25 protein-coding genes and 1 tRNA gene are annotated in these 24163 nt (G+C 40.9%); 18 read left to right on the top strand and 8 right to left on the bottom strand.

What is annotated here, in order from left to right; genetic code table 11:
- The first annotated feature begins 52 nt into the window (after positions 1-52).
- The 6 genes from H4075_RS02635 (at position 53) to atpA (ending at position 6227) form a co-directional block, all read left to right on the top strand.
- Positions 53-1840, top strand: coding sequence for an ABC transporter ATP-binding protein (locus tag H4075_RS02635; protein WP_182803886.1), 1788 nt, complete (start codon positions 53-55; stop codon positions 1838-1840).
- A gap of 122 nt (positions 1841-1962) precedes the next feature.
- Complete coding sequence (gene atpB / locus H4075_RS02640; protein WP_182803887.1) at positions 1963-3084, top strand: F0F1 ATP synthase subunit A; 1122 nt, start codon at positions 1963-1965, stop codon at positions 3082-3084.
- A gap of 36 nt (positions 3085-3120) precedes the next feature.
- Positions 3121-3357, top strand: a complete 237-nt coding sequence (atpE, locus tag H4075_RS02645; RefSeq protein ID WP_182803889.1) for an ATP synthase F0 subunit C — start codon at positions 3121-3123, stop codon at positions 3355-3357.
- A 93-nt stretch (positions 3358-3450) separates the two neighbouring features.
- Positions 3451-3945 (top strand): F0F1 ATP synthase subunit B, encoded by a 495-nt coding sequence (gene atpF / locus H4075_RS02650; protein WP_182803891.1) that lies wholly within the window; start codon positions 3451-3453, stop codon positions 3943-3945.
- A 77-nt stretch (positions 3946-4022) separates the two neighbouring features.
- Positions 4023-4586 carry an ATP synthase F1 subunit delta gene (gene atpH / locus H4075_RS02655; RefSeq protein WP_182803893.1) on the top strand — a complete coding sequence of 188 codons (564 nt, stop codon included), beginning with the start codon at positions 4023-4025 and terminating at the stop codon, positions 4584-4586.
- Positions 4587-4646: 60 nt separating this feature from the next.
- Complete coding sequence (gene atpA / locus H4075_RS02660; protein ID WP_182803895.1) at positions 4647-6227, top strand: F0F1 ATP synthase subunit alpha; 1581 nt, start codon at positions 4647-4649, stop codon at positions 6225-6227.
- Positions 6228-6332: 105 nt separating this feature from the next.
- Here the strand turns inward: atpA and H4075_RS02665 are convergent, their stop codons facing one another.
- Positions 6333-7703 carry a vanadium-dependent haloperoxidase gene (locus H4075_RS02665; RefSeq protein ID WP_182803897.1) on the bottom strand — a complete coding sequence of 457 codons (1371 nt, stop codon included), beginning with the start codon at positions 7701-7703 and terminating at the stop codon, positions 6333-6335.
- A gap of 469 nt (positions 7704-8172) precedes the next feature.
- On the opposite strand from H4075_RS02665, the gene H4075_RS02670 reads away from it, so the two are divergent.
- Positions 8173-9312 carry a sensor histidine kinase gene (locus H4075_RS02670; RefSeq protein ID WP_182803899.1) on the top strand — a complete coding sequence of 380 codons (1140 nt, stop codon included), beginning with the start codon at positions 8173-8175 and terminating at the stop codon, positions 9310-9312.
- Positions 9284-9997, top strand: a complete 714-nt coding sequence (locus tag H4075_RS02675; RefSeq protein ID WP_182803901.1) for a LytR/AlgR family response regulator transcription factor — start codon at positions 9284-9286, stop codon at positions 9995-9997. The genes H4075_RS02670 and H4075_RS02675 overlap by 29 nt, the downstream gene beginning before the upstream one ends.
- A gap of 46 nt (positions 9998-10043) precedes the next feature.
- Here H4075_RS02675 and H4075_RS02680 read toward each other — a convergent pair whose 3' ends face one another.
- On the bottom strand, positions 10044-10475 hold the full coding sequence (locus tag H4075_RS02680; RefSeq protein WP_182803903.1) for a GNAT family N-acetyltransferase: 432 nt from the start codon (positions 10473-10475) through the stop codon (positions 10044-10046).
- Between the two features lie 229 nt (positions 10476-10704).
- On the opposite strand from H4075_RS02680, the gene H4075_RS02685 reads away from it, so the two are divergent.
- From H4075_RS02685 to H4075_RS02700, 4 genes are all read left to right on the top strand, one after another.
- Complete coding sequence (locus H4075_RS02685) at positions 10705-10941, top strand: acyl carrier protein (RefSeq protein ID WP_129131635.1); 237 nt, start codon at positions 10705-10707, stop codon at positions 10939-10941.
- 46 nt (positions 10942-10987) lie between these two features.
- A complete protein-coding gene (gene fabF / locus H4075_RS02690) occupies positions 10988-12238 on the top strand; it encodes a beta-ketoacyl-ACP synthase II (protein ID WP_182803904.1) in 1251 nt (416 codons plus the stop codon).
- Between the two features lie 75 nt (positions 12239-12313).
- Positions 12314-13024, top strand: coding sequence for a ribonuclease III (rnc, locus tag H4075_RS02695; RefSeq protein WP_182803906.1), 711 nt, complete (start codon positions 12314-12316; stop codon positions 13022-13024).
- Between the two features lie 23 nt (positions 13025-13047).
- Positions 13048-13512 carry a hypothetical protein gene (locus tag H4075_RS02700; RefSeq protein ID WP_182803908.1) on the top strand — a complete coding sequence of 155 codons (465 nt, stop codon included), beginning with the start codon at positions 13048-13050 and terminating at the stop codon, positions 13510-13512.
- 118 nt (positions 13513-13630) lie between these two features.
- Here the strand turns inward: H4075_RS02700 and H4075_RS21780 are convergent, their stop codons facing one another.
- From H4075_RS21780 to H4075_RS02715, 3 genes are all read right to left on the bottom strand, one after another.
- Entirely contained in the window at positions 13631-13903 is a 273-nt protein-coding gene (locus H4075_RS21780; RefSeq protein WP_182803910.1) for a GIY-YIG nuclease family protein, read from the bottom strand.
- A 14-nt stretch (positions 13904-13917) separates the two neighbouring features.
- Positions 13918-14004: transfer RNA gene (locus H4075_RS02710), tRNA-Ser, on the bottom strand.
- A 122-nt stretch (positions 14005-14126) separates the two neighbouring features.
- Positions 14127-14891, bottom strand: coding sequence for a TatD family hydrolase (locus H4075_RS02715; RefSeq protein WP_182803912.1), 765 nt, complete (start codon positions 14889-14891; stop codon positions 14127-14129).
- 163 nt (positions 14892-15054) lie between these two features.
- On the opposite strand from H4075_RS02715, the gene H4075_RS02720 reads away from it, so the two are divergent.
- Positions 15055-15951, top strand: coding sequence for a hypothetical protein (locus tag H4075_RS02720; RefSeq protein WP_182803914.1), 897 nt, complete (start codon positions 15055-15057; stop codon positions 15949-15951).
- Between the two features lie 114 nt (positions 15952-16065).
- Here the strand turns inward: H4075_RS02720 and H4075_RS02725 are convergent, their stop codons facing one another.
- Together H4075_RS02725 and H4075_RS02730 are read right to left on the bottom strand one after the other, a co-directional pair.
- Entirely contained in the window at positions 16066-16692 is a 627-nt protein-coding gene (locus tag H4075_RS02725; protein WP_182803916.1) for a polysaccharide deacetylase family protein, read from the bottom strand.
- Positions 16693-16700: 8 nt separating this feature from the next.
- Positions 16701-17642: an ARPP-1 family domain-containing protein gene (locus H4075_RS02730; RefSeq protein WP_182803918.1), complete on the bottom strand. Its 942-nt coding sequence runs from the start codon at positions 17640-17642 to the stop codon at positions 16701-16703.
- A gap of 78 nt (positions 17643-17720) precedes the next feature.
- Here H4075_RS02730 and gltX point away from each other — a divergent pair, with 78 nt between their 5' ends.
- Positions 17721-19235, top strand: a complete 1515-nt coding sequence (gltX, locus tag H4075_RS02735; protein ID WP_182803920.1) for a glutamate--tRNA ligase — start codon at positions 17721-17723, stop codon at positions 19233-19235.
- A 58-nt stretch (positions 19236-19293) separates the two neighbouring features.
- On the opposite strand, the gene H4075_RS02740 is transcribed toward gltX, so the two are convergent.
- On the bottom strand, positions 19294-20283 hold the full coding sequence (locus H4075_RS02740; protein ID WP_182803922.1) for an aldo/keto reductase: 990 nt from the start codon (positions 20281-20283) through the stop codon (positions 19294-19296).
- A gap of 35 nt (positions 20284-20318) precedes the next feature.
- Between H4075_RS02740 and H4075_RS02745 the strand changes: the two genes are divergently transcribed.
- The 4 genes from H4075_RS02745 (at position 20319) to H4075_RS02760 (ending at position 23898) form a co-directional block, all read left to right on the top strand.
- Positions 20319-21875: an ArnT family glycosyltransferase gene (locus H4075_RS02745; protein ID WP_182803924.1), complete on the top strand. Its 1557-nt coding sequence runs from the start codon at positions 20319-20321 to the stop codon at positions 21873-21875.
- A 71-nt stretch (positions 21876-21946) separates the two neighbouring features.
- Entirely contained in the window at positions 21947-22354 is a 408-nt protein-coding gene (locus tag H4075_RS02750) for a cobalamin B12-binding domain-containing protein (protein WP_182803926.1), read from the top strand.
- A 25-nt stretch (positions 22355-22379) separates the two neighbouring features.
- Positions 22380-23159: an enoyl-CoA hydratase/isomerase family protein gene (locus H4075_RS02755; protein ID WP_182803928.1), complete on the top strand. Its 780-nt coding sequence runs from the start codon at positions 22380-22382 to the stop codon at positions 23157-23159.
- Positions 23160-23202: 43 nt separating this feature from the next.
- A complete protein-coding gene (locus tag H4075_RS02760; RefSeq protein ID WP_182803929.1) occupies positions 23203-23898 on the top strand; it encodes a hypothetical protein in 696 nt (231 codons plus the stop codon).
- Positions 23899-24163: the final 265 nt, after the last annotated feature.

A 24163-nucleotide genomic window follows, 5' to 3' on the forward strand; every position in this document is an offset into this window, starting at 1 on the left:
TTGTTGCTGCAAAACGAAAGCGTTTAACTTTGCCGCTAAATTGTAAAAAGGCTTGGCAAAGAAAGAAGAGAAAAAGCAAGTGTTTGATTTCCGGTTACTCGGCAGGATCATCCGTTATGCATCGCCATACAGAAGACGATTGAACAGTTCGATCATCCTGGCGATTGTATTGGCTGTGATGGCACCCATTCGTCCATGGTTGATCAACACAACGGTGAATGATTATATTCAGCACAATGTTGCTGAAATGGTGATCCGCATTACCGTCTTTCAGATTGCACTCATTATTTTGGAAACTGTACTTCGATTTTTCTTCTCTTACTATACAGCATGGCTTGGACAAACAGTGGTAAGAGACCTGCGTGTGAATGTGTTTAAAAAGATTCTGGGTTTAAATCTTCGACAGTTTGATCAAACGCCCATCGGTACATTAACGACTCGTACGGTGAACGATATTGAAACCATCAGCGATGTATTTGCAGAAGGGTTTATTCCGATTCTTGCTGACTTTCTCACCATCATTGCGGTATTGTTTACCATGTTTTACATCAACCCGATGTTAACACTGGTTTGTTTGATTCCTTTTCCTTTTCTTATTCTCGCCACCTATTACTTTAAAGAAAGCGTGAACAAAAGTTTTCATCGGGTGCGTAATGCAGTAGCTGCATTGAATGCCTTCGTGCAGGAACACATACAAGGTATGCAGGTGGTGCAGGCGTTTGCAGTAGAGAAAAAAGAACTCAATAAATTTACCAGGATCAATAAAGATCACCGCAACGCAAACATCCATGCAATTTTTGCATACTCTGTTTTCTTTCCGGTAGTGGAGATTATATTGGCCGTATCATTGGGTTTGTTGGTTTGGTTTGGAGCAGGACAGGCGGTGTCAGCCACAAATGGTGAAGCAGCAAAAATGGCGGGAGAGATCATGGCCTTTATCATTTTGCTGAACATGTTGTTTCGTCCGCTGCGTTTTATTGCAGATAAATTCAATGTATTGCAAATGGGGATGGTGGCGAGTGAACGTGTGTTTAAAGTGATGGATAATACCGACGAAATTTCACCTTCTGCTCATGATGCATTTCAACCTGAAGGTGCTGTGCCCGGCAAAATTGAATTTGAGAAAGTGTGGTTTGCTTATAACGATGAGAACTGGGTATTAAAAGATCTTTCGTTTACGGTGAATCCGGGTGACACAGTCGCAATTGTTGGGCACACGGGTAGTGGTAAAACATCCATCATCAGTTTACTCAATCGTCTTTACCATATTCAGAAAGGCGCTATTAAGCTCGATGGCGTTAAGCTGGAAGATTATGAATTAGATGCTTTACGCAGCAAAGTTGGCGTGGTGTTGCAGGATGTGTTCCTGTTTGCAGGAACAATAACTGATAATGTAACGCTGCGCAATGAAAACATCAGCAAAGAAAGGGTGATGGAGGCGGCCAGGCTCATCGGCCTTCATGATTTCATCATGCGTTTGCCCGACAATTATGATTTTAATGTAATGGAACGTGGCGCCACCATGAGCCAGGGACAGCGACAACTGTTGAGTTTCATCCGGGCATTATTATTCAATCCATCCGTTTTGATCCTGGATGAAGCCACATCTTCTGTTGATACGGAAACCGAGCAGATGATTCAGCATGCGATCGACAAACTGATAGAAGGCCGTACTTCAATTGTGATTGCTCACCGTCTTTCCACCATCCGCAAAGCCGATAAGATCATTGTATTAGATAAAGGCGAGATCAAAGAAATGGGCACGCATGATGAACTGCTCATGCTTGGAGGTTACTATGCAAAACTGCACGAAATGCAGTTTTCGAAGGCGGTAGTTTAAGTAGTTTTTTTGGTCGCAAAATGGGGCTCGATTAACCTGAACAACTTTTTTCCTTTTTCGATTTATCATTTCCCCGTTTTTCACCTGCCGCTCCTTATCTTTGCGCCAAATTTAGGAAACGTATGGCGGTTAAAAGCTTCAAATCCTTATTGGTAGCGGTTTTCAGCGTTTTTTTTGTGGTTTTATCAGCTCCTGTTTTAGCCCAGCACGAACCTGCTGAGCATGAACCCGCAGGTCAGGAAGCTGAACATGCTCCAAAAAAGGAAGGCTTTGATGCCAAGGAAGTAATCTTCGGCCATATTATGGACGGTCACGACTTCCATTTCTTCGATTGGAATGGCCATGCTGTAGGTTTTCCACTCCCTGTTATTATATATTCTCAACAGAAAGGCGTATCGGTGTTCATGTCTTCGAAATTTGAACATGGCCACGCTGAATACAATGGTTATAAGCTTGTAAAAGAAGAGATTGGCGAAAAGATCGTTTCAAGCGACCCTAACGAGCAATTTTATGATCTGTCACTAACCCGCAACGTAGTGCAGATGTTGTTGGCACTCATTATTCTTGTTTGGATATTGATCAGCATTGCAAAAGCATATGGCAAAGGACTTGGGGTAACGTCGGCTCCAAAAGGCAAGCAGAACTTTTTTGAACCCATCATCACCTTTGTACGTGATGAGGTAGCGGTGCCAAACCTCGGGGCAAAATCACCCAAGTATCTTCCTTTCCTCCTAACCGTATTCTTCTTTATTCTTATCAATAATATCTTCGGATTGGTTCCGGGTTCAGCGAACGTAACCGGTAATATCGCCTTCACTGTGGTGTTGGGTATTATTGCCTTTATTGTTATCCTGTTCAGCTCAAACAGACATTACTGGGGCCACATCTTCAATCCTCCGGGAGTGCCATTAGGAGTGAAGTTCATCCTGGTACCTGTGGAATTGTTGAGTGCTGTATTAATTAAGCCAGGTGCATTGATCATACGTCTTTTCGCCAACATGGTGGCGGGTCACATTATCATCATCTGTTTGATCTCGTTGATCTTTGTGTTCACAGAAAAGTTAGGACAGGGCTTTGGTATCGGATCAACAGTGATCTCAATCCCATTCACCATCTTCATTTATTTCATCGAAATATTGGTTGCTTTCCTGCAGGCCTTCATCTTCACCATGCTGACTGCTGTATTCATCAGTCAGGCAATGGAAGGTGATCATGGTCACGGCGAAGAAGCAGCTCATCATTAATCAGTTTTTATTTTTCACAATCATAAATTCAAAACAATGGATTTAATTCTTTTAGATGCGGTAGCAAATGCAGGTGGTGCAATAGGTGCAGGTTTAGCAGCTGTAGGTGCCGGTATCGGTATCGGACAGATTGGTAAAGGTGCATTGGAATCAATTGCCCGTCAGCCAGAAGCTTCTAACGACATCCGTGCAAACATGATCCTTACTGCGGCCCTCGTAGAAGGAGCTGCTCTGTTTGCTATTATCGTAGGCTTCCTTGCAATGGTACTTTAATCATTGCCGCACAAACATTTTACTGCATCCAAAGCACAGGGCGGCGGATGCAGTATTTTAAACTAAAATCGAACGTTTTAAAATATATAAATCATGGGTTTACTTACTCCCGCTTTAGGTTTACTCTTCTGGACGCTGGTTGCTTTCCTCGTTGTGTTTTTTATTCTGAAAAAATACGCATGGCCTGCAATTATTAAAGGTTTGCACGAAAGAGAGCAAGGCATTGCAGAAGCACTCGAAACAGCTGAAAAAGTAAAAGCTGAAATGGCTCAGTTGAAGAACGAGAACGAAGCGTTGCTTGCAAAAGCACGAGAAGAAAGAGCACAGTTGCTGAAAGAAGCTCGTGAAACAAGAGATAAAATTGTAAACGAAGCAAAAGAGCAGGCAAAAACAGAAGCCAATAGAATTATGGTGGAAGCAACTGCTGCTATCAACCAACAGAAGATGGCTGCCATCACTGATGTAAAAAATCAAGTGGGTAACCTGGTAATTGAAGTAAGTGAAAAAGTATTGCGTCGTGAGTTGGCTAATAAAACCGAACAGGAAGCATACATTGGCAAACTTGCTGAAGAAATTAAATTAAATTAAGAAAGTAAGGTAAAAGGAATATGGTGTAGGGTATTAACCCTCAACCTTAAACCCTCAACCTTAAACCTCTATCAAACATGCAAAATCCCCGACTCGCAGGTCGTTATGCAAAGTCTCTGGTTGATCTCGCACAAGAGAGAAATGAACTGGAAGCGGTGTATGCCGATATGAAATACTTGCAGGATGTATGCAAGCAAAGTAAGGAGTTCACGAATGTATTACGCAGTCCTGTTATTAATGCTGATACAAAAGAGAAGATCCTAAATGAGATCATTATCAAAAACATCAGTAAGCTTTCTTCTGCGTTTGTAAACCTGATCGTAAAGAAAGGTCGTGAAAAAACATTGCCTGAAATTGCACATGCAGTTATTGATCAGTACAATGAAATAAAAGGTATTCACAAAGTAAAACTCATCACTGTTTCGCCTGCAAGTGAAGAACTGAAAACAGCTATTGCAAATAAAGTGAAAGCAGATGCAGGTCTTGCACATGTTGAACTGGAAAATGTAGTGAACGAAGGAATTATCGGCGGTTTTCAACTGGAGTACAATGGCAACCTGGTGGATGCAAGTATTGCACGTGATCTGAGAGATATCCAGAAACAATTCCAGAAAAATACATACATCAGAAACATCAGATAAAAATTCAATTGTAAACTTTCCTCACAATTCAACAGAGCGGTGGGGGCTAAATAAAGCGTCATGGCAGATATTAAACCGGATGAGATTTCAGCGATACTTCGCCAGCAGTTAAGCAACTTTAACGTTGGTGCTGATTTGGAAGAAGTAGGTACCGTATTACAAGTGGGTGATGGTATTGCCCGTGTATATGGATTGAACAACGTTCGCTACGGTGAACTGGTAGAGTTCGACAATGGTGTTCGTGCCATTGCCCTTAACCTTGAAGAAGATAACGTGGGTGTGGTATTGATGGGTGAAGGAAAAGGCATCAAAGAAAGTTCTACTGTACGTCGTACAGGTCAGATCGCCTCTATCAAAGTAGGTGAAGGCATGAGCGGCCGTGTTATCAACGTATTGGGTGAACCAATCGATGGTAAAGGACCTCTCACCGGTGAATTGTATGAAATGCCATTGGAGCGTAAAGCACCTGGTGTAATCTTCCGTGAGCCGGTTAAAGAACCGCTGCAAACGGGTATCAAAGCTATCGATGCGATGATTCCAATCGGTCGTGGCCAACGTGAGTTGATCATTGGTGACCGTCAGACTGGTAAAACAGCCATTGCAGTTGATACCATCATCAACCAAAAAGAATTCTACGAAGCAGGCAAGCCTGTATATTGTATATATGTTGCGATCGGTCAAAAAGCATCAACTATCGCCGGTGTTATGAAAACATTGGAAGATAACGGTGCCATGAAGTACACAACAATTGTTGCCGCTTCTGCAAGTGATCCGGCTCCTCAACAGTTCTATGCTCCTTACGCTGGGGCTGCTATTGGTGAGTTCTTCCGTGATACCGGCCGTCCTGCATTGATCATTTATGATGATCTTTCTAAACAGGCCGTAGCTTATCGTGAAGTATCATTGTTGCTGAAACGTCCTCCGGGTCGTGAAGCATATCCTGGTGACGTATTCTATCTCCATAGTCGCTTGCTTGAGCGTGCAGCAAAAGTAATTGGTGATGATAGTGTAGCTAAGAACATGAACGATGTACCTGACAGCATCAAGCATTTGGTAAAAGGCGGTGGTTCATTAACTGCATTGCCGATCATTGAAACACAAGCTGGTGACGTATCTGCATACATCCCTACAAACGTGATCTCAATTACTGATGGTCAGATCTTCTTAGAAGGTAACTTGTTTAACGCAGGTATCCGTCCGGCGATCAACGTTGGTATCTCTGTAAGCCGTGTGGGTGGTAACGCACAGATCAAATCAATGAAGAAAGTTGCTGGTACGTTGAAACTGGATCAGGCTCTTTACCGTGAGTTGGAAGCCTTCTCTAAGTTTGGTGGTGATATGGATGCTGCTACAAAATCTGTAATTGATAAAGGTGGACGTAACGTAGAAATCCTGAAGCAGGCACAATACTCTCCATACAAAGTAGAAAATCAAATTGCGATCATCTACTTAGGTACAAATGGTTTATTAAACAATGTTCCTGTACGTAAGATCAAGGAATTTGAAGAACATTTCTTACATGAAATGGAAACCAAATTACCTGATGTATTGGCTGAGTTTAAGAAAGGTGCATTGCCTGAAGATGGTATCAAGAAGATGGTTGAAATGGCCAACGGATTGATCGCTCAGTACAAAGCATAAGTATATAGAAAGAAGTGAAATAGGAAAGGGAGTCGAAAGACTCCCTTTTGTTTTATAGATGTGGCTTTACAATTTTTATGGGTTCACTTGCCCTCAACAAGTTGATCATTCTTTGAGAAATTTCAGAGAAGAGATAATGTTATTGGCTACTTTTCTTCCTTGCCAGAATCCTCTTTCAATTGAAATGCGGTAGTGAATACCTCCGTACAATCTTGACCAACCGGCTTCTTCACCTGCTTCACGAAAAGAGCCGAATGAGCGTGGAGGTTGTTTGCTTCCTACAGGATTGGTGGTTTCGTAAATATAGAATGTGCTGTCAGTAAAGGCAAAGCTATCTCCAAAGATGGCAGTCATAGCTTCTGCATTCGCAGCGGATAAGGTTGCATGACCGGCGGGATATTCAGGATGTGGCGCACCTAAGAGTGCTGTAAATGGTTGACCAATCACATCATCGTAATTAAAAGGTCGTGCCAGCAGGTATTTGTATTTGTCTTGCCAGGTACTGATGGTAATATCAACATCAATAATTCCACCTAAAGCATATGCAAGTGCTGCGACATCAAGACTTGCTTGTTTCTTTTGCAGCGCTTGTCTTAAAATACTTATATAATGTCCGGGAGTACTTGTGCCTGGGAAATCTCTCCACCAAAATGCCATTTTAAATTCATTTGTACCGGGTGCAGGTTTTGCATTGATCACTTCAACTGTCATTGCTTCGAGTTCATCATATGGTGGGGGAGGGAGTTCTGCACCTTCTCCACTATTGGAAACCATACGACGAAGATTTCCAATATAAGGTAAACTATGCACCGGCATTGGGTTGGGCGCCGTCCAATAAATTCCGCCACTTTTGCCTGCAGGTGCAGTGTACGGATTATTGATGTTTTGATGGCCATCAGTTTGAGACCAGTTAAAAACAGCTTCGGCGACTGCTTTGCCAAATGCAACAGATCGTTCGATGATGGCAGCATCTGTTTCGCTACTGTATTGAGCCTGTATGGTTGCTTCCAGTTCATCCATTGCAGCTTTATTTTCAGCAGTGGCAGCAGGAAAAAGTTTTTTATTCATGTAAGCTAATGCAGCATTGGCACTCGCAGCCCAATGATAGCCTGCGCCGGGTTTTGTTTTAGGCAAATCGGTTAGTCCGTTCAATTGTGGAGCGATGGATTGGTAAGCAGGCATGCCTGGTACAACTGCTTCATATAAAGCAATACCACAGTAAGCATAGTGTCGAGAGTAAGCTACATTACCAATAATGCCCGGATACTTATACATCTGCCATACCTGCATGTTCATCCATTTGATGGCTACATCAGAAGAAAATGTTTTCGTTTGTTGCAAGTGTCCCTGATCACTGTTTCTTACAGCAATTGCAGATGAAGTTTCTTTACCTGAAACAGAAATTTCTTTCTGGCAGGAGTAATGAAAAAATGTTAGCGATGTAAACAGCGATGCGTAGAGAATTTTCTTTTTCATAATGAAGTGTTTTGTGATTGATGATATATATCGTGTTTGATAATGTTTTCTTTATTATCCAGGATCAAGTATTGTTTCTCAGATGAAATAAGGAAGCGTCGAACTGTTGTAAAACTTAAGTATGCCTGCATGTGCATCAAATGCACAAGCAATTTTCCTTTGGTTCAATTCTTCCGCTTCCTGTATATCGATGCGAATAATATTTTCTTTGATATTTCTTCTTTGCTGCAGTATCGAAAGGTTCAATTCATTTTCCGTTCTTAGAGAAACAAGATAGAACTGTGTGTTTTTACAAAACATATACAATCGCTGAACGCACTTATTTCGTAGAAATAAAGCAGCAGTATTCAGTTCAGTGGCTTTTGTCAGAGAAACAAGTTGTTTGTCGGAAATAATTGCGGTTGGTCTATTACATGTTGCAAGATGAAAATGATTCCAAGCAATTGTTTAACTTGTAGTGAGCAAATCCATGAACTCATTTTTATATAACGAATTTATTTTTTCTTCCCGCTATCGTATATGGCGGCACTTGCTTTATTGGACATTTCATGTCGCAATATGGGCTGCGTTTTGGGTAGTGATGGGAGTCCCGCTTTCATATGGCCGGCAGCTGCTCAATATGGTCATGTGGGTACCTGCGTTCATTTTATTTGGTTATCCGCTGGTGTATGGAGCTATTCCGCATCTTTTACTAAAAGGAAGAGTGTGGCAGTTTTTTCTGTTTGTATTGTTATGGGGAGTGGTTGGCCTTTATATTGATGCGGGGTACAGAAGCTATGTGTTAATTCCAGCGCAGGAAGCAATGGGGTTAGATAATATTCTGCCGAGAGGGCCACTTGCTTTTTGTTACCTGTGTATGACCACTTCCGCAGCAAGTCCAATGGTCATTAAATTCTTTAAGCTTTGGACAATTAAACAAAGAGAATGGATTCGTGCGCAACAGGAAAAAACGACTGCTGAATTGCAGTTGTTAAAAGCACAGGTGCATCCGCATTTTTTATTTAACACGCTCAACAACATCTATTCTTTTTCACTCGACAATTCACCCAAAACACCCGGCCTTATTTTAAAGTTGTCATCGTTGCTGAGCTATATGTTATACGATTGTAAAACAGATGAAGTGCGGCTCGAAAAAGAAATCGACATCATGAAAAATTATATCGACCTGGAGCGGGAGCGATATGGCAATAAGATTGAAATATCGTGGAGTGTGGAAGGAGAGATAAAAGATAAGTTGATTGCTCCATTACTGTTACTGCCGTTTCTGGAAAATGCATTTAAACATGGTGTATCAGAGCAGATAGAAAAACCATGGCTTGGCGTTGATATATCGGTACAACAAGGAACACTCCGTTGTAAAATTGCCAATAGCAAAAATGAATATGTGCCGGAAAGCGATAAAGGCATTGGTATCGACAATGTGAAGAAGCGGCTTGCATTTATTTATCCCGGTAAGCATGAGTTGAAAATTAATGATGAAGGAAGTTTTTTTGTGGTATCGATGATGGTGGTCCTGGTTGATGAACTTCCTGCTGCGAGTTTTTCACCTGCTTCCATGTTCATCTCACAACCCACACAGCATGAAACTTCGGTGCCTGCTTATAGATGATGAACCGCCTGCATTAAAAGTATTGGCAAATTATATCTCTGCCATTAATGGTCTTGAGATTGTGGGTCAGTGCCGCAATGCGATTGAAGCATTGGGCATACTACAGCAAAAAACTGTTGATGTTATTTTCCTTGATATTAAAATGCCACGCATACTTGGCACAGAGTTTTTGAAAAATCTTTCACATCCTCCTAAGGTGATCTTTGTGACTGCTTACAGGGAGTATGCAGTTGATGGGTTTGAATTAGATGCAGTTGATTACCTGGTGAAGCCGGTTTCGTTTGAACGTTTTTTTAAAGCAATCACTAAGCTCAACAGAATGATCGGACAGGATATATCTACGGTAACAACAAGCGAAACAACTAATTCGGCTGCGTTTGTTTATTTGAAAGTAGATAAGGATATGAAGAAGATCTTTGTGAATGAGATCGATTACATCGAAAGCTGGAAAGATTATGTGAAGGTTTTTTTGAGTGATGGCAAACACTTTCTTGTAAAGCAATCGATCTCTGCTATGGAAAACTTATTATCAGAACATAAGTTTATGCGGGTGCATCGTTCTTATATGGTATCGTTGAGTAAAATAGCCGGCTATAATGGATTGTCGGTTCAGCTGGCACAAAAAGAAATTCCTATTGGCCGGCTGTATAAGCAAACTGTAATGGAGCGCTTGCAACTGAAGTAGAAACTAATAAATGTCTGAAGTCTGCTTCTTCACCATCACTTCTTTATCACCGCAACTTTTTTATCATCTTAAAATGAGGGATCGTTAACTGTATAAACTCATCGCCTTCAATTTTGTAACCCTGCTTCTCAAAAAAATGACAGGTTGTTTTTCGGGAGTGCATCATCATCGTTTTATATCCACGGTCACGTGCAATATTTTCGGCAAAATTCATGAGAGACGCACCAATGCCTTTGCCCTGCAGGTTATTTTGCACGGCCATTTGGCGAAGCCTTATAGTGGCGTTATCAATATGTGTAAGAAAACAGCAGCCGAGCATTTTCTCTTCTTCAAATGCTGCAATTAAGATGTCGTTTTTTTCTTTTTCCAGTTCTTCCGGTGTAAAGTTCAGCCCAAGCGGTTTGCGAAGTATTTCATACCGCAGGTTGATCATTTGCCGATGCTCAGCCGTTCCAAAGTCAATTTGTTTAAGCGCCATATGTAAGTTTAAGCAGGATGAACAAGTTACATTTTTTTATGTAAAAACAAACAGTTGTAACTTACCTGAACGGAAGCTTCATGAAAGCTTAGTAACAGGGCTTTTTGATACGGTCTTAAAAACCGGCCGAAACATCCTGAAAATGAAGCGTTTCAGACAATTTTACAGGAACGCTTGCTAATTGCTTAAAAACTCTATTTTTGCAACCTGTAACCAAATTATTACGACAATGTCAGACATCGCAGCAAGAGTAAAAAAAATCATCGTTGACAAGTTAGGTGTTGAAGAGTCAGAAGTGAATCCTGAAGCTTCTTTTACCAATGATCTGGGAGCTGATTCGTTAGACACAGTTGAACTGATCATGGAATTTGAAAAAGAGTTCAACATCTCTATCCCCGATGAGCAAGCTGAAACCATCACAACTGTTGGTCAGGCAGTAACTTATTTAGAAGAACACGCTAAGTAATTTAATATCGCCCAAAGCGATATAACTAATCTTTCCCAGGCAACTTATGGAGCTCAAACGAGTAGTAGTTACCGGAATTGGTGCCCTTACACCATTGGGCAAAACTCTCGATGAATATTGGGATGGTTTAACCAATGGTGTATCCGGTGCTGATTTCATCAAGCAATTTGATTGTTCGAAGTTCAAAACACGTTTTGCCTGCGAGGTGAAAGATTTTGATCCCACAACTTATCTTGATAGAAAAGAAGCAAGGAAGATCGACCGATTTACGCAGTTTGCCCTGGTTGTTAGCGACCAGGCAGTGCAAGATGCGGGCATCAACAAAGACAATGTTGATGTAGACAGAGTAGGTGTGATCTTTGCCAGCGGTATTGGCGGCCTCATTACTTTCCAGGAAGAGGTGGTCAACTTTGCTAATGGTGATGGAACTCCCCGTTTCAATCCCTTCTTCATCCCTAAGATGATCCTGGATATAGCAGCCGGACAAATTTCTATGCGTCATGGTTTCCGTGGTCCAAACTTCGCTGTTGTATCAGCATGTGCATCTTCAACCAATGCTATTATTGATGCTTATGATAATATCCGCTTGGGAAAAGCTGATATTGTTTTAACAGGCGGTAGTGAAGCAGTTGTAAGTGCAGCAGGTGTTGGTGGATTTAATGCCATGAAAGCTTTGAGCGAACGCAACGATGATCCCAAAACAGCCAGCCGTCCGTTTGATAAAGATCGTGATGGTTTTGTTATGGGCGAAGGTGCAGGTATGCTTGTACTTGAAAGTCTTGAACATGCATTAAAGCGTGGTGCAAAAATTTACTGCGAAATTGCTGGTGGTGGTGCCACTGCCGATGCACATCATATCACAGCCCCTCACCCCGAAGGGCTTGGTGCAAAAAATGTAATGAGTGCTGCATTGAGAGATGCAGGTTTGCAGGCGTCTGATATCGATTATATTAACGTACACGGTACATCTACACCGCTTGGTGATATTGCTGAAACCAAAGCCATCATGAGTGTATTTGGTGATCATGCATACAATCTCAACATCAGCTCTACCAAATCAATGACAGGTCACTGTTTGGGTGCGGCAGGTGCTTTGGAAGCCATTGCCTGTGTAATGAGTGTGGTGCACGATATTGTGCCTCCCACCATTAACCACTTTACGGATGATCCTGAACTTGATCCTAAACTGAACTTCACGTTTAATAAAGCACAGAAACGTACTGTACGTGCTGCTTTAAGTAACACGTTTGGCTTTGGTGGACATAATGCTTCAGTGATTGTAAAGAAATATTCCTGAATTACTTTAGATTTGTCAGAACATACATCAGCCGAATGCAATTTTGTTTTGGGTGAATGATGTAATTAAATCTGTATGGTGCGGAACTTCGTCCGGCAAATATTACCTGCTAAGAATAAGTTTGAAAGTAACCTTCGGAATATACTCGGTTATAGTCCGGGCGACCTTAAGCTTTACAAAACCGCACTAAGCCATCGTTCCATTAAAGAAGGTAGTGATCAGAACAATGAACGCCTGGAGTTTTTAGGCGATGCTGTATTGAGTGCAGTAGTGGCTGATTATCTCTTCAAGAAATATCCCTACAAAGGAGAAGGCTTTTTAACGGAGATGCGCAGCAAAATGGTGAACCGTGCTACGCTCAATGATATTGCTGTGCGGATGGGTTTAAAAAAAGTAACGCTTTACAACAAAGGCGATAACTCACTGAAAATATCGCAGATATTCGGCAATACACTTGAAGCATTACTTGGAGCTATTTATCTTGATCTTGGGTATAAAAAAACACAACGCTGGATCGTAAAGAATGTGATCGTTCCCTATTTGTTCATGGAAGATCTTGAAGCGCTTGAGATCAATCACAAGAACAAACTCTATGGCTGGGCCAACAAAAATGGCAAGGCACTTGATTTTGAAACATTAGATGAGCGATTGGAAAATGGCCGTCGTTTGTTTACGATTGGTGCTGTGGTTGATGGTGAGGTAATTGCTGAAGGCAAAGCATTCAATAAAAAAGATGCCAGCCAGATAGCTGCACAATCAGCTGTAGAAAAGTTGGGTATCATCTGATCTCGTTTTTATTTTTCCTGCATATGACTCCGCTGTTTAAAAAACTGAATTACAAAGCACAGGGTACAATTGTATCCATCAACCATCCTGATAGTTTTTTGCCTGAGCTCAAAGTAATGAGTGAAGAAGCAACAATCATTGATTCGCTTGCCAAAGCAAAACAAATTGAGTTTGTGATCGTGTTTGCAACAAAGCAGAAGGAAGTAGATAAAGCTGCCGAACAGATAGCAAAGAAAGCAGTTGCTGATGCTGTGATCTGGTTTTGCTATCCCAAAGGAACTTCTAAAAAATATAGCTGCGAGTTTAACCGTGATAACGGCTGGGCCAAGCTTGGTGAGCTTGGGTATGAACCTGTTCGTGCCGTTGCCATTGATGAAGACTGGAGTGCATTACGTTTTCGCAAAGTTGAAAACATTAAAACAATGACACGCTCGTTTGCCATGACAGATGTTGGGAAGAAGAAAGTGGCAGCAGCGAAGAAGAAGTAGAATGCTTTTTCTTTTTGCGGAGACGAAGGGATTCGAACCCTTGATACAGTTTCCCGTATACACACTTTCTCCCGACCGTTGTCGGGACTCCTTCAACCACTCGAATGGCTTCAACTACTTATTTTTTCCAATTCTTTATTAGATTTTCAATATAAATTTTACTCTTCATCTTCTTGATTTGCTTTTCCCTTTTTAATGCTTCACTTCTTGAAGTAACTAATTCGAAATAAACTAAACGTAAGGGTCTTTTGGAGGCGGTGTACTTACTAAATCCGTCAGTATTCTTGGACATACGTTTATCAAGAAGATCATCACATTGACCAATGTAAAAAGAAAAGTCCTTCAAGCTTTGAAGGACGTAGACATAAAAAGTTGAATCGCCATTTTTCATAGCTTTTCTATTTGCAGAGAGGAAGGGATTCGAACCCTCGATGCAGTTTCCCGCATACACACTTTCCAGGCGTGCTCCTTCAACCACTCGGACACCTCTCTGAATATTTTTGATCTAAACCAGTTACATATCATTTACACACTTTCTCCCGATTTCGTCGGGACTCCTTCAACCACTCGGACACCTCTCTTTAACAGGGCAGCAAAAATACAGTTTCAGATTCTTAGCTACCGAATAATTTTTGAGCGTTGCTTGTTGTTTGTGCTGCAATTTCTTCAACTGAAATATTCATGGCTTCAGCCATTTTCGTAACAACATATTTCAGGTAGGAGGGCTCGTTGCGTTTACCTCTGAAAGGAACAGGAGTAAGGTAAGGTGCATCTGTTTCCAGCACCAGGTATTCCAAGGGGATGGAGGGCAGCACTTCGGCCAATCCGGATTTCTTATAAGTGACCACGCCGCCAATACCCATCAGAAAGCCCAGATCCATAATTTGCTTTGCTTCATCTAATGATCCGCCAAAACAATGAAAAATGCCACGAAGTGTTCCGGTCTGATGTTCTTTCACAATATCAATACAATCCTGCATCGAATCTCTGCTGTGAATCACGATCGGGAGGTTTAACTCCAATGCCCAGTTGATCTGTTTGCGAAATGCATCTTTCTGTTCGGTAACAAATGTCTTGTCCCAGTAATAATCCAACCCGATTTCACCCACGGCAGCAAAGGGTCGTTTTCCGAGCCAATTTTCTACGAGTTTCAGTTCATCGGCTACGTTTTCTTTAACTGAACAGGGGTGAAGCCCCATCATCGCAATACATTCAGGGTGTTTTTCCTCCAGTTTCAAAAGATCATCAATCGAGCTGCTATCTACATTGGGCAGGTAGAAACGGGTGACCCCTTCTGCCTTGGCCCGACCTAAAACATCTTCAATATCTACCTGAAAATCTTCGAGATAGAGGTGGGTATGTGTATCAATCATCTCCATAAGCCGCAAAAATAAGCTGTTCCGGCTAGGTACTCAACCTGGTTATTTCCCGTTTATCTATCCTGAGTACCTTTAATTATTTTTAACGGTCTTTAAACCAACGGACGGGCTGCAAGTCTTTGTACTGTTCAGTTTTTAAAATAAACCACCAAAAGCGTATATCATGAAAACAAGTTCAATCTTAACAAAAGGCACATTAGCATTCCTGCTGCTGGGTGCTCTAACATTTACAGCCTGTAAAAAAGAAGCAAGCCAATCAAAGGAAGACGAATTAAACACCGTTGAAAGCACTGAAAGTAACAACGAAGCTGAAGCTGCTTACGACGATGTATTTAATAATACCATGGGTATTGGTGCTGAAGCCAATGGCGAATCACTCGGTATTACAGCCGGTGTAGGCATTTTCGGCCGTATAGAAGGCGGAGACATTACTGGTCGTGTAGACAGTATCCGTTGTTTCACAATAACAGTAAGTCCAAATACTCCGGGCGTTTTCCCAAAAACAGTCACAATCAATTTCGGTGATGGTTGCCTTGGTCGTGATGGTAAGGTCCGTAAAGGAAAGATCATTACGGTATTCACAGGTCCTATGGGTATTCCCGGCAGCAAAGCCACTACCACCTTCGAAAATCATAAGATCGATAGCGTAAAAGTGCAGGGAAAGCATGAAGTAACCAATAACAGCACCAGTAACAACCGCATCTTTACTACGAAAGTTATCGAGGGTAAACTAACATGGGACAGCGGCCGTTGGGTAGCCTGGAACAGTGTGCGTACAGTTGCCCAAATCGAAGGAAACGGCACTCCATTCTGGCCGTTGGATGATATCTTTTCAATCACCGGCGGTGGCCGTGGCGAAAACAGCCGTGGCAAGACATGGGGCCATGAAGTAATTGAGCCCTTGTTCAAGAAATTTACCTGCCGTTGGATCTCGAAAGGAAAGATGCGTATCAAGTACAACAACACAAGCGGAATCCTTGATTTCGGGGATGGCCGTTGCGATAATAAAGCTGAATTAAGTATTAATGGGAACCCTCCTAGAATCATTACGTTGCCCTAAGAAAAAACACTTGCATCTGATAAAAGAAATTGTACCTTAGCAAAAGTTTTCATAGGGTACGGATTAAAAACGGGCCAGGGTTTCCACCCCGGCCCTCCTTTTTTCAGCTCATTTCTAGCGTATTACTTCAAAACGGTAACCCTCACCCGAAAATAACTTCAACACTTCAGGCAGCGCAAACCGCAGATTGGAAAAAGCTTTTTCACTATCGTGAAATACGATGATACTACCCGGTTTTGTATGCTTTTTTACATTTTCGAAACATTTTTGCGGACTGATATTGGTATCGAAATCGGCACTCAGCACACTCCACATGATAATTTTGAAAGGAGGGTTCGATTCCTTCAACACTTTTGCCGGAAAGCTTCTGATCTTTCCATAAGGTGGGCGAAAAAGATCTGAATCGATCCATTTTGCGGCTTCTTTGATATTATTCAACCACAATTCATCTTTTGTATGAAATCCATTTAAGTGATCGTATGTATGATTGCCTACACGATGACCTTCTGCAAAAAGACGTTGATATAAGTCAGGATGTTGCTGCACATTGTTACCAATACAAAAGAATGTTGCGTGTGCATTGTATTTTTTTAATTCATCTAACACAAATTCTGTAGCACCGGGTGTTGGTCCATCATCGAATGTTAAGTATAAAACTTTTTCTTTTGAAGGAAAACTCCACGTAAGATCAGACGGGAATAATATGCGTAGCCACCACGGTGTTGATGCAATGTAAAACATAATTGAAGTTAGTACAGATGAGAGAATCCGGTTAACTGAATCAATACGTTTTTATAAAAAAATCGTTTTCCTTTCTTTGATAAAAATGAATTTTGTGTTTGTGGTGAAAGCATTTCGTTGGTATAGACCGATTCACGACTATGATTTGCAGATGCAGCTGTACCTGTAAGTACAGCTTCGGTACAATATTTTTCTAGCAAGCCCGGTAATGTTTGATAAAATAATGACGTACTGATAAAAACATCAGCACCTAATATTTTATGACCGGTTGAAGCAATGATGCCCACAATACTGCTGTCCTTACTCCTCAATGCCTGCAGAAAATAACGGATGTATTGTTGTGACGTGTCAGCAATTTTTTTGTTATTCAACAATGCTGCATAAGATGAAGAACCTGTTTGATTGTTTTGTTTCAGCAAACGTCTTATCTCATCCCAAACCTTTGTTTGATTTTGTGCAGTATCTATGATCGTTTGGAGCCCACTTCCTGTTGTACCACGATAGAAAAACTTTTTTTCTTTTTCGCTCCAGCGGTTTTCTTCAATACAATAGACAGGAACAAGATGTTGCTTGCCTGTTTCAAGAATAGTGTCCCTGGCAAATACCCGATCCTGCCGGCCGCCCATCACTATTTCACCACTCTTGATCACGAGATCTTTGCCACTGTTGTTTTCAATCAACAATACATTGATGTTATCCAGCATATAATTTCCCCGCTCTTTCAATTTCACAGATCCTTTTGCCATACCGACTTTCAATGAAATAGAGTTGGGAGAAACATAGTCCCTGTCTTTTGATTGCTCGATTCTTTTGATAGGAACCAGCTTCAGATTACGGAAAACGATGGCACTGTCATATTCCACAACAAGCGAAGGAAATGTAAAATCAGTCTGCGCATACGTGGCAACACAAGTCAAAATTAAAATAAGCAGGCAGAAATGTTTCTTCATTGATGTGGTGAAGGTATAAAATTGAAAACGTTTAAAGCCCCTTTAGGGGTTTGGGGTTTTAGACTTTATCTTTGCGCCATGAGTGTAAGAGTACGTTTTGCCCCCAGTCCAACGGGAGGTTTGCATTTAGGCGGTGTACGCACCGTGTTGTATAATTATTTATTTGCCAAACATCATGGCGGCGAGTTTGTGTTGCGTATTGAAGATACCGACCAAACACGTTTTGTGCCTGGTGCCGAAGAATATATTTTCAATTGTTTAAAATGGTGTGGACTGGAGCCAGATGAAAGTCCCGTGCATAATGGACCGTACGGACCTTACCGCCAGAGTGAACGAAAAGAAATGTACCGCAGTTATGCGGAAACGTTAGTAGCACGTGGTTTTGCTTATTATGCATTTGATACCAAAGAAGAGTTGGAGAAGATGCGTGAAGATTTGAAAACAGAAGAGAACCCATCGCCGCAATATGATCACCGTGCAAGAAAAAACATGCGGAACAGTTTAAACTTAACGGATGATGAAGTAAAGGATCTGTTGGAAAAAAATACACCGCATGTGATCCGTATTAAAATGCCGGAAAATGATGTGTTGAGTTTTACTGACATGATCCGTGGCGAAGTAAGTTTCCAAACCGGATTGGTTGATGATAAAGTGTTATTGAAAGCTGATGGCATGCCTACTTATCATTTGGCGGTTGTGGTGGATGATTATTTAATGAAGATCACCCATGCATTTCGTGGAGAAGAATGGTTGCCAAGCGCTCCCGTGCATTTGTTGTTGTGGAAATATTTGGGCTGGGATGCTTATATGCCGCAATGGGCTCACTTGCCATTGATACTTGGTCCAAGTGGTAAGTTAAGTAAACGTGATGGTGCTAAATATGGTTTTCCTGTGTTTGCAATGAACTGGACTGATCCTAAAACAAATGAATTGACCGAAGGCTTTTTTGAAAAAGGATTTTTACCGGAGGCATTTATTAACATGTTGGCCGTGCTTGGCTGGAACGATGGTACAGAAAAAGAATTGTACACAATGGATGAACTGATTGCCAGTTTTGATATTAAGCGTGTACACAGTGCCGGTGCTAAATTTGATTATGAAAAAGCAAAGTGGTTCAATCATGAATGGATCAAGCGATTGCCGGTTTCGGATTTGCGATTGCAGATTGATTCATACTTTGCAGCAAGCGGTATTGATGTAAGTGATACAGCAAAACTTGAAAAAGTGATTGAACTGGTGAAAGACCGCTGCACACTGTTACCTGATTTTGTACAGCAGGGAGGTTTCTTCTTTAAAGCACCAGAATCATTAGAGCTTGACGCAGTCAAACCAAAGTGGACGGAAGAGAAGAAGCAATTCTTTGTTGAATATGTTGATGTGTTGAAAACAATTGGCACATGGGAGATAACAACGATTGAAAATGCATTTAAAGAACTGGCTGCTGCAAAAGCAATCAAACCAGGGGAACTGCAATTGCCAATGCGAATCATGTTGGTGGGTGGCAAGTTTGGTCCGGCTGTATTTCAAATTGCAGAGATGATTGGCAAAGAAGAAACAGTGAAAAGGGTTGAGTTTGCATTGAGTTTACTATAAAGAATTTATTGATACTTAAAATGCCTCTGCATTTGCAGAGGCATTTTTTATTCCGGCGTTAGCCTTGTTTCCGTATCAGTTCCATCAACTCAATAAATGAACTTGTACCCAACTCTTCAATCAGTTGTTGATCTGCTTTATCCAGCTTGAACAATCCATCCGTATTCAACTTCACCTGTTCGGGTGTACGAATACCGGGAATAATCGTAGACACTTCCTCATAGCTCAAAATATAACTCAACGCCAGTTGTGTTTTTGTGCAATTGTATTTGCTGCACAGGTTCCAAACCGGTTCTGTTGCACGTAAAGTGGCATCAATTACTTCCTTTGTTAACCGGTTTTTACGATGATCATTGTCGGTGAAGTTTACCTGCTCATCAAACTTACCCGTAAGTAAACCAAACTGTAACGGCATACGTGCAATAATGCCATAACCTTTTGCCGAAGCTGTTTTTATTAGGGGTAGTGCTTTCTGATTAATGATATTCAATACCAGTTGAAAGCCATTGCCAAGATCATTATTCATAAAAAAATCTGCATCATCGTTTGGTTCAAATGTATTTAACGATAAGCCCCAGTAACGAATCTTACCTTGTTGCTGTAATTGCTGCATTGCTTCAATGCATTCGCCATTTTGTAAATGTGCTAAGCGTGCTGTATGCAATTGATAGTAATCAATAACTTCTCTGTTCAATCGTTTCAATGATGCTTCACAGGCATTGAGGATATATTCCTTTGAATAATCAACTGTGAACTGTTCGTTACGTGCAACATTGCCCACTTTCGTAGCAATGATTATATCGCTTCTGTTGCCGATTTCATTGCCAATCATTTTTTCTGAATGGCCTAGACCATAGATGTCAGCAGTATCAAAAAAGTTGATACCTGCATCCAAAGCTGCATGGATGGCTTTGATGGATGTGTTATCGTCTGCATCGCCCCAACCAATAGCAGTAGTGCCAACCATAGCCCCACCGCCAATGGCCCATGCACCAAAACCAATTTCGCTTACTGTTAATGCTGTGTTGCCAAATTTTCGATAGTTCATATTGTAATTTACGCAATAGCTATTATCTTAACTCCATGAACCTTACCAAATCTGTCTGGCCATTTATTCTACTGCTGGCACTCATCAAATTTGCATTGCCGTTTTTTCTGCAGCATCCCGTTTATGAATTACACAGAGATGAATTTTTATATTTAGAACAAGGCCGTCATTTAGCATGGGGTTATATGGAAGTGCCACCAATGCTTTCCTGGTTATCATACCTGACACATGTATTTGGAGGAAGTTTTTTCTGGGTAAAATTCTGGCCTTCTCTTTTTGGTGCAATCACACTCATCGTCACATGCGCAATGGTTTTGGAAATGGGGGGAAAATTATTTGCAGTAGTTGTTGCCGGCTTGTGTATCATGTTTACTGCATACCTGCGCTTACACTTTTTATTTCAGGCTAATTTTCTGGAAGTGTTCTGGTGGGCGTTGAGTGCTTATTTCATTATCAGGTATATCAATTCCAAACAAATCAAATATCTGTATTGGATCGGTTTTTCATTTGGCTGTGCATGGTTGAGTAAAAATTCTGTTTCATTTTTTATTATTGGGTTTGCAGTTGCACTGTTACTTACGCAATACCGTTCGTTGTTGTTGAATAAGCATTTGTATGGTGCAGGTTTATTGGCTTTAGTTATTGCATTACCCAACTTAATTTGGCAATACAATCATAACTGGCCATTGCTGCATCATATGGAAGAGTTGCGTGAAACACAATTGAAATTTTTAAGTCCGGTTGATTTTTTAATGGGACAGATATTGATGTATTTCACGGCATTTTTTATTTGGGTGATGGGATTGATCTGGCTCTTTACTGCAAAAAGCAAACCCTATCGGATGCTTGCCTGGATATACCTTACTGTAATTGTATTATTGATTGTAAGCAGTGGAAAAAATTATTATTCCATGGGTTTATATCCTATGTTGTTTGCGGCGGGTTCAGTGGCGCTACAACAATGGACAACCGTAAAACTGAAATCGTTGAGATGGGTAACAGTTGCAGTTATTCTTTTTCTTGCCGGGTTCACGTTGCCGATGGCTATGCCATTGTGGGAGCCGGATAAGCTGGCCGCATTTTATCAAAAGCGTGATGTGGAAGGAACGGGTATGTTGCAATGGGAAGATCAACAGAATCATTCGTTACCACAGGACTTTGCTGATTATTTAGGTTGGAAAGAAATAACTGAAAAAACAGAGAAATTGTATCAGTCATTACCTCAAGTTGATAAAGACAGTACTGTTGTTTATTGCCGCCATTATGGATTAGCCGGCGCATTGAAGTACTATGGAAAAGATGCACAGTTCAAGTCAAAAGTGATCAGCGATAACGGATCGTTCCTGCATTGGATACCCAATGAATTTGGCTTTAAGCATTTAATTTTTGTTGGCCGGCGAATGCCCGGTGCAGATGATGAAGTATTTCAGCATTTTGAAAAAGTAACGTTGATCGATTCTGTTACGTACAAACATTCCCGGCAGTTGGGCGATAAAGTGATCTTCTTTGAAAATGTTGATTCAATAGGTTCAAAAATGGCCGCAGAAGGATTGAAACAAATGAAGCAGGAGTTCAATAGAAAAAAATTGTAAACGATGTTTCCTTCTTTGCTTGTTTACAATCGTTAGCTGAAATGCCTATTTTCGCAGCATAACATTGCTGTATGAACAGACCCGTACGAGTACTCGTTGCAAAAGTTGGACTGGATGGTCACGATCGTGGTGCCAAAGTAATTGCTACCGCATTACGTGATGCAGGTATGGAAGTGATTTATACCGGTCTTCGCCAAACCCCCGAAATGGTTGTGAATGCTGCGTTGCAGGAAGATGTGGACGCCATTGGTGTAAGTATTTTAAGTGGTGCACACATGACTGTTTTTCCCCGCCTGTTGAATTTGATGAAAGAAAAGGAAATGAATGATGTGTTGCTAACCGGCGGCGGTATTATTCCGGATGAAGACGTGGATGCATTAACAAAGATGGGCGTTGGTAAATTATTCCTGCCTGGTACCAATACACAAGATATTGCAGCATATATAAAAGATTGGGTATCGAAGCATCGTTCTTTCTGATTTTACATTTTTTAAACTTAATTATATGGGTTATCAAACGTTACTTACTTCATTAGAAGATGGAGTTTTTATTATTACCATCAATCGTCCGGATAAATTAAACGCACTCAACAAAACAGTGATTGAAGAATTGTCCGCTGCTGTTGATGAAGTATACAATAACAACGAAATTAAATCAGCGATTATCACAGGTTCGGGACCAAAGGCTTTTGTTGCCGGGGCTGATATATCCGAATTTCTTTCGATGGATGCAACGGATGGAGAAGCATTGGCAAGAAAAGGGCAGGAAATGGTATTCAATAAAATTGAGCGTTCATCGAAACCTATTGTTGCTGCTATAAATGGTTTTGCATTGGGAGGAGGTTGCGAGTTAGCAATGAGCTGTCATTTCCGCTTAGCAAGTGAGAATGCAAAGTTTGGTCAGCCGGAAGTAAATCTTGGATTGATCCCGGGTTATGGAGGCACACAACGATTGGTGCAATTGATCGGAAAAGGGAAAGCTATAGAGTTAATGATGACAGCGGCAATGATTGACGCCAACGAAGCAAAGCAATTTGGCCTTGTTAATTATGTGACGACTGCCGAAGAGTTGTTGCCAAAGACGAAGGAGCTGCTGGGAGTGATAATGACAAAAGGACCAAATGCAGTGGGCAAAATAATAAAAGCTGTAAATGCCCATTTTGATAATACTCAAAATGGCTTCGACGCCGAGATCAAATTGTTTGGCGAATGTTTTGGTACGGACGAGATGAAAGAAGGAGTCACAGCGTTTCTGGAAAAGAGGAAAGCAGATTTTCCTCGATAGGTTATATTCAAATTAATTTGTTAATATAAACTCAGAATATTTTATGAAACGATATGTTTTTCTACTGCTGTTTATCGGATTCCGTTTTCTTTCTTTTACACAAGCGTCGAAGAAATACATAATTCAGCCTGGTGAAAGCATCCTGGAAATTATTCCTCAAAGCGAAGCCTTTGAGTATTCGAAATTTGAACAGGGTGTGGTTTATTTTAAAGACGGTAAGCGGTCTTCTGCAAAAATCAATTATAATTTTGTATATGAAGAAATGCTATTCATTGCTGCAAATGGTGATACCCTTACTATTCTAAATCCCGGTGAAACCAGTTCAGTTGTTATTGGCAAAGATGAATTTTATTATACTGGTGTAAGGTTTGTAAAATTAGACACAGCTATTGGCAATGTTAAGTTAGGTGTTTCCAGTTTTTTTGCAGTATTAAGTAAAAAGAAAGTTGGTGCCTATGGAACAACAACAGAAGGGGGAACAGATTCTTATTCTTCATTTATTGTTCCAAATAATACAAAGCTTACTCTAACTCCAAGTATTGTCACAACTGTTACACGTAGAAAAGCTCTTTTCATAGGTAACAAGTTCAACCAGTTTATTCCCGTTACAAAAAAGAATATTTTTTCATTTTATCCGGAAAAGGAAGAGCAGTTAAAGAAATATTATCAAAGAAAAGATGTTAATTTCTCATCCCGTAAAGATATCATTGAGCTTATTGCTTACATGGGGGGATCGTAGGTTATCGCTACTTTGGGAAAAATCGTTATGTTTCCGATAATGGTACACCAGTCATGCCTTAAATCCTTCATTTTTTAACATAGTCCAGCTGGTAGTTCATATGGTCTCTTTTTCATGTTCTGCCTGATTCTTTCACTTCACGACCTCCGTCATTATTCCTTTTAATTTCCGAACAGTGTTTTTGGCATATCTGGGTGGGCACAAATAAAATCAATTATGATGTTTGATGGTGATGACATTACCTTTTATGCCTGCTGTTTTTAGG

Source organism: Lacibacter sediminis, from assembly GCF_014168535.1.
Classification (GTDB): Bacteria; Bacteroidota; Bacteroidia; order Chitinophagales; family Chitinophagaceae; genus Lacibacter; species Lacibacter sediminis.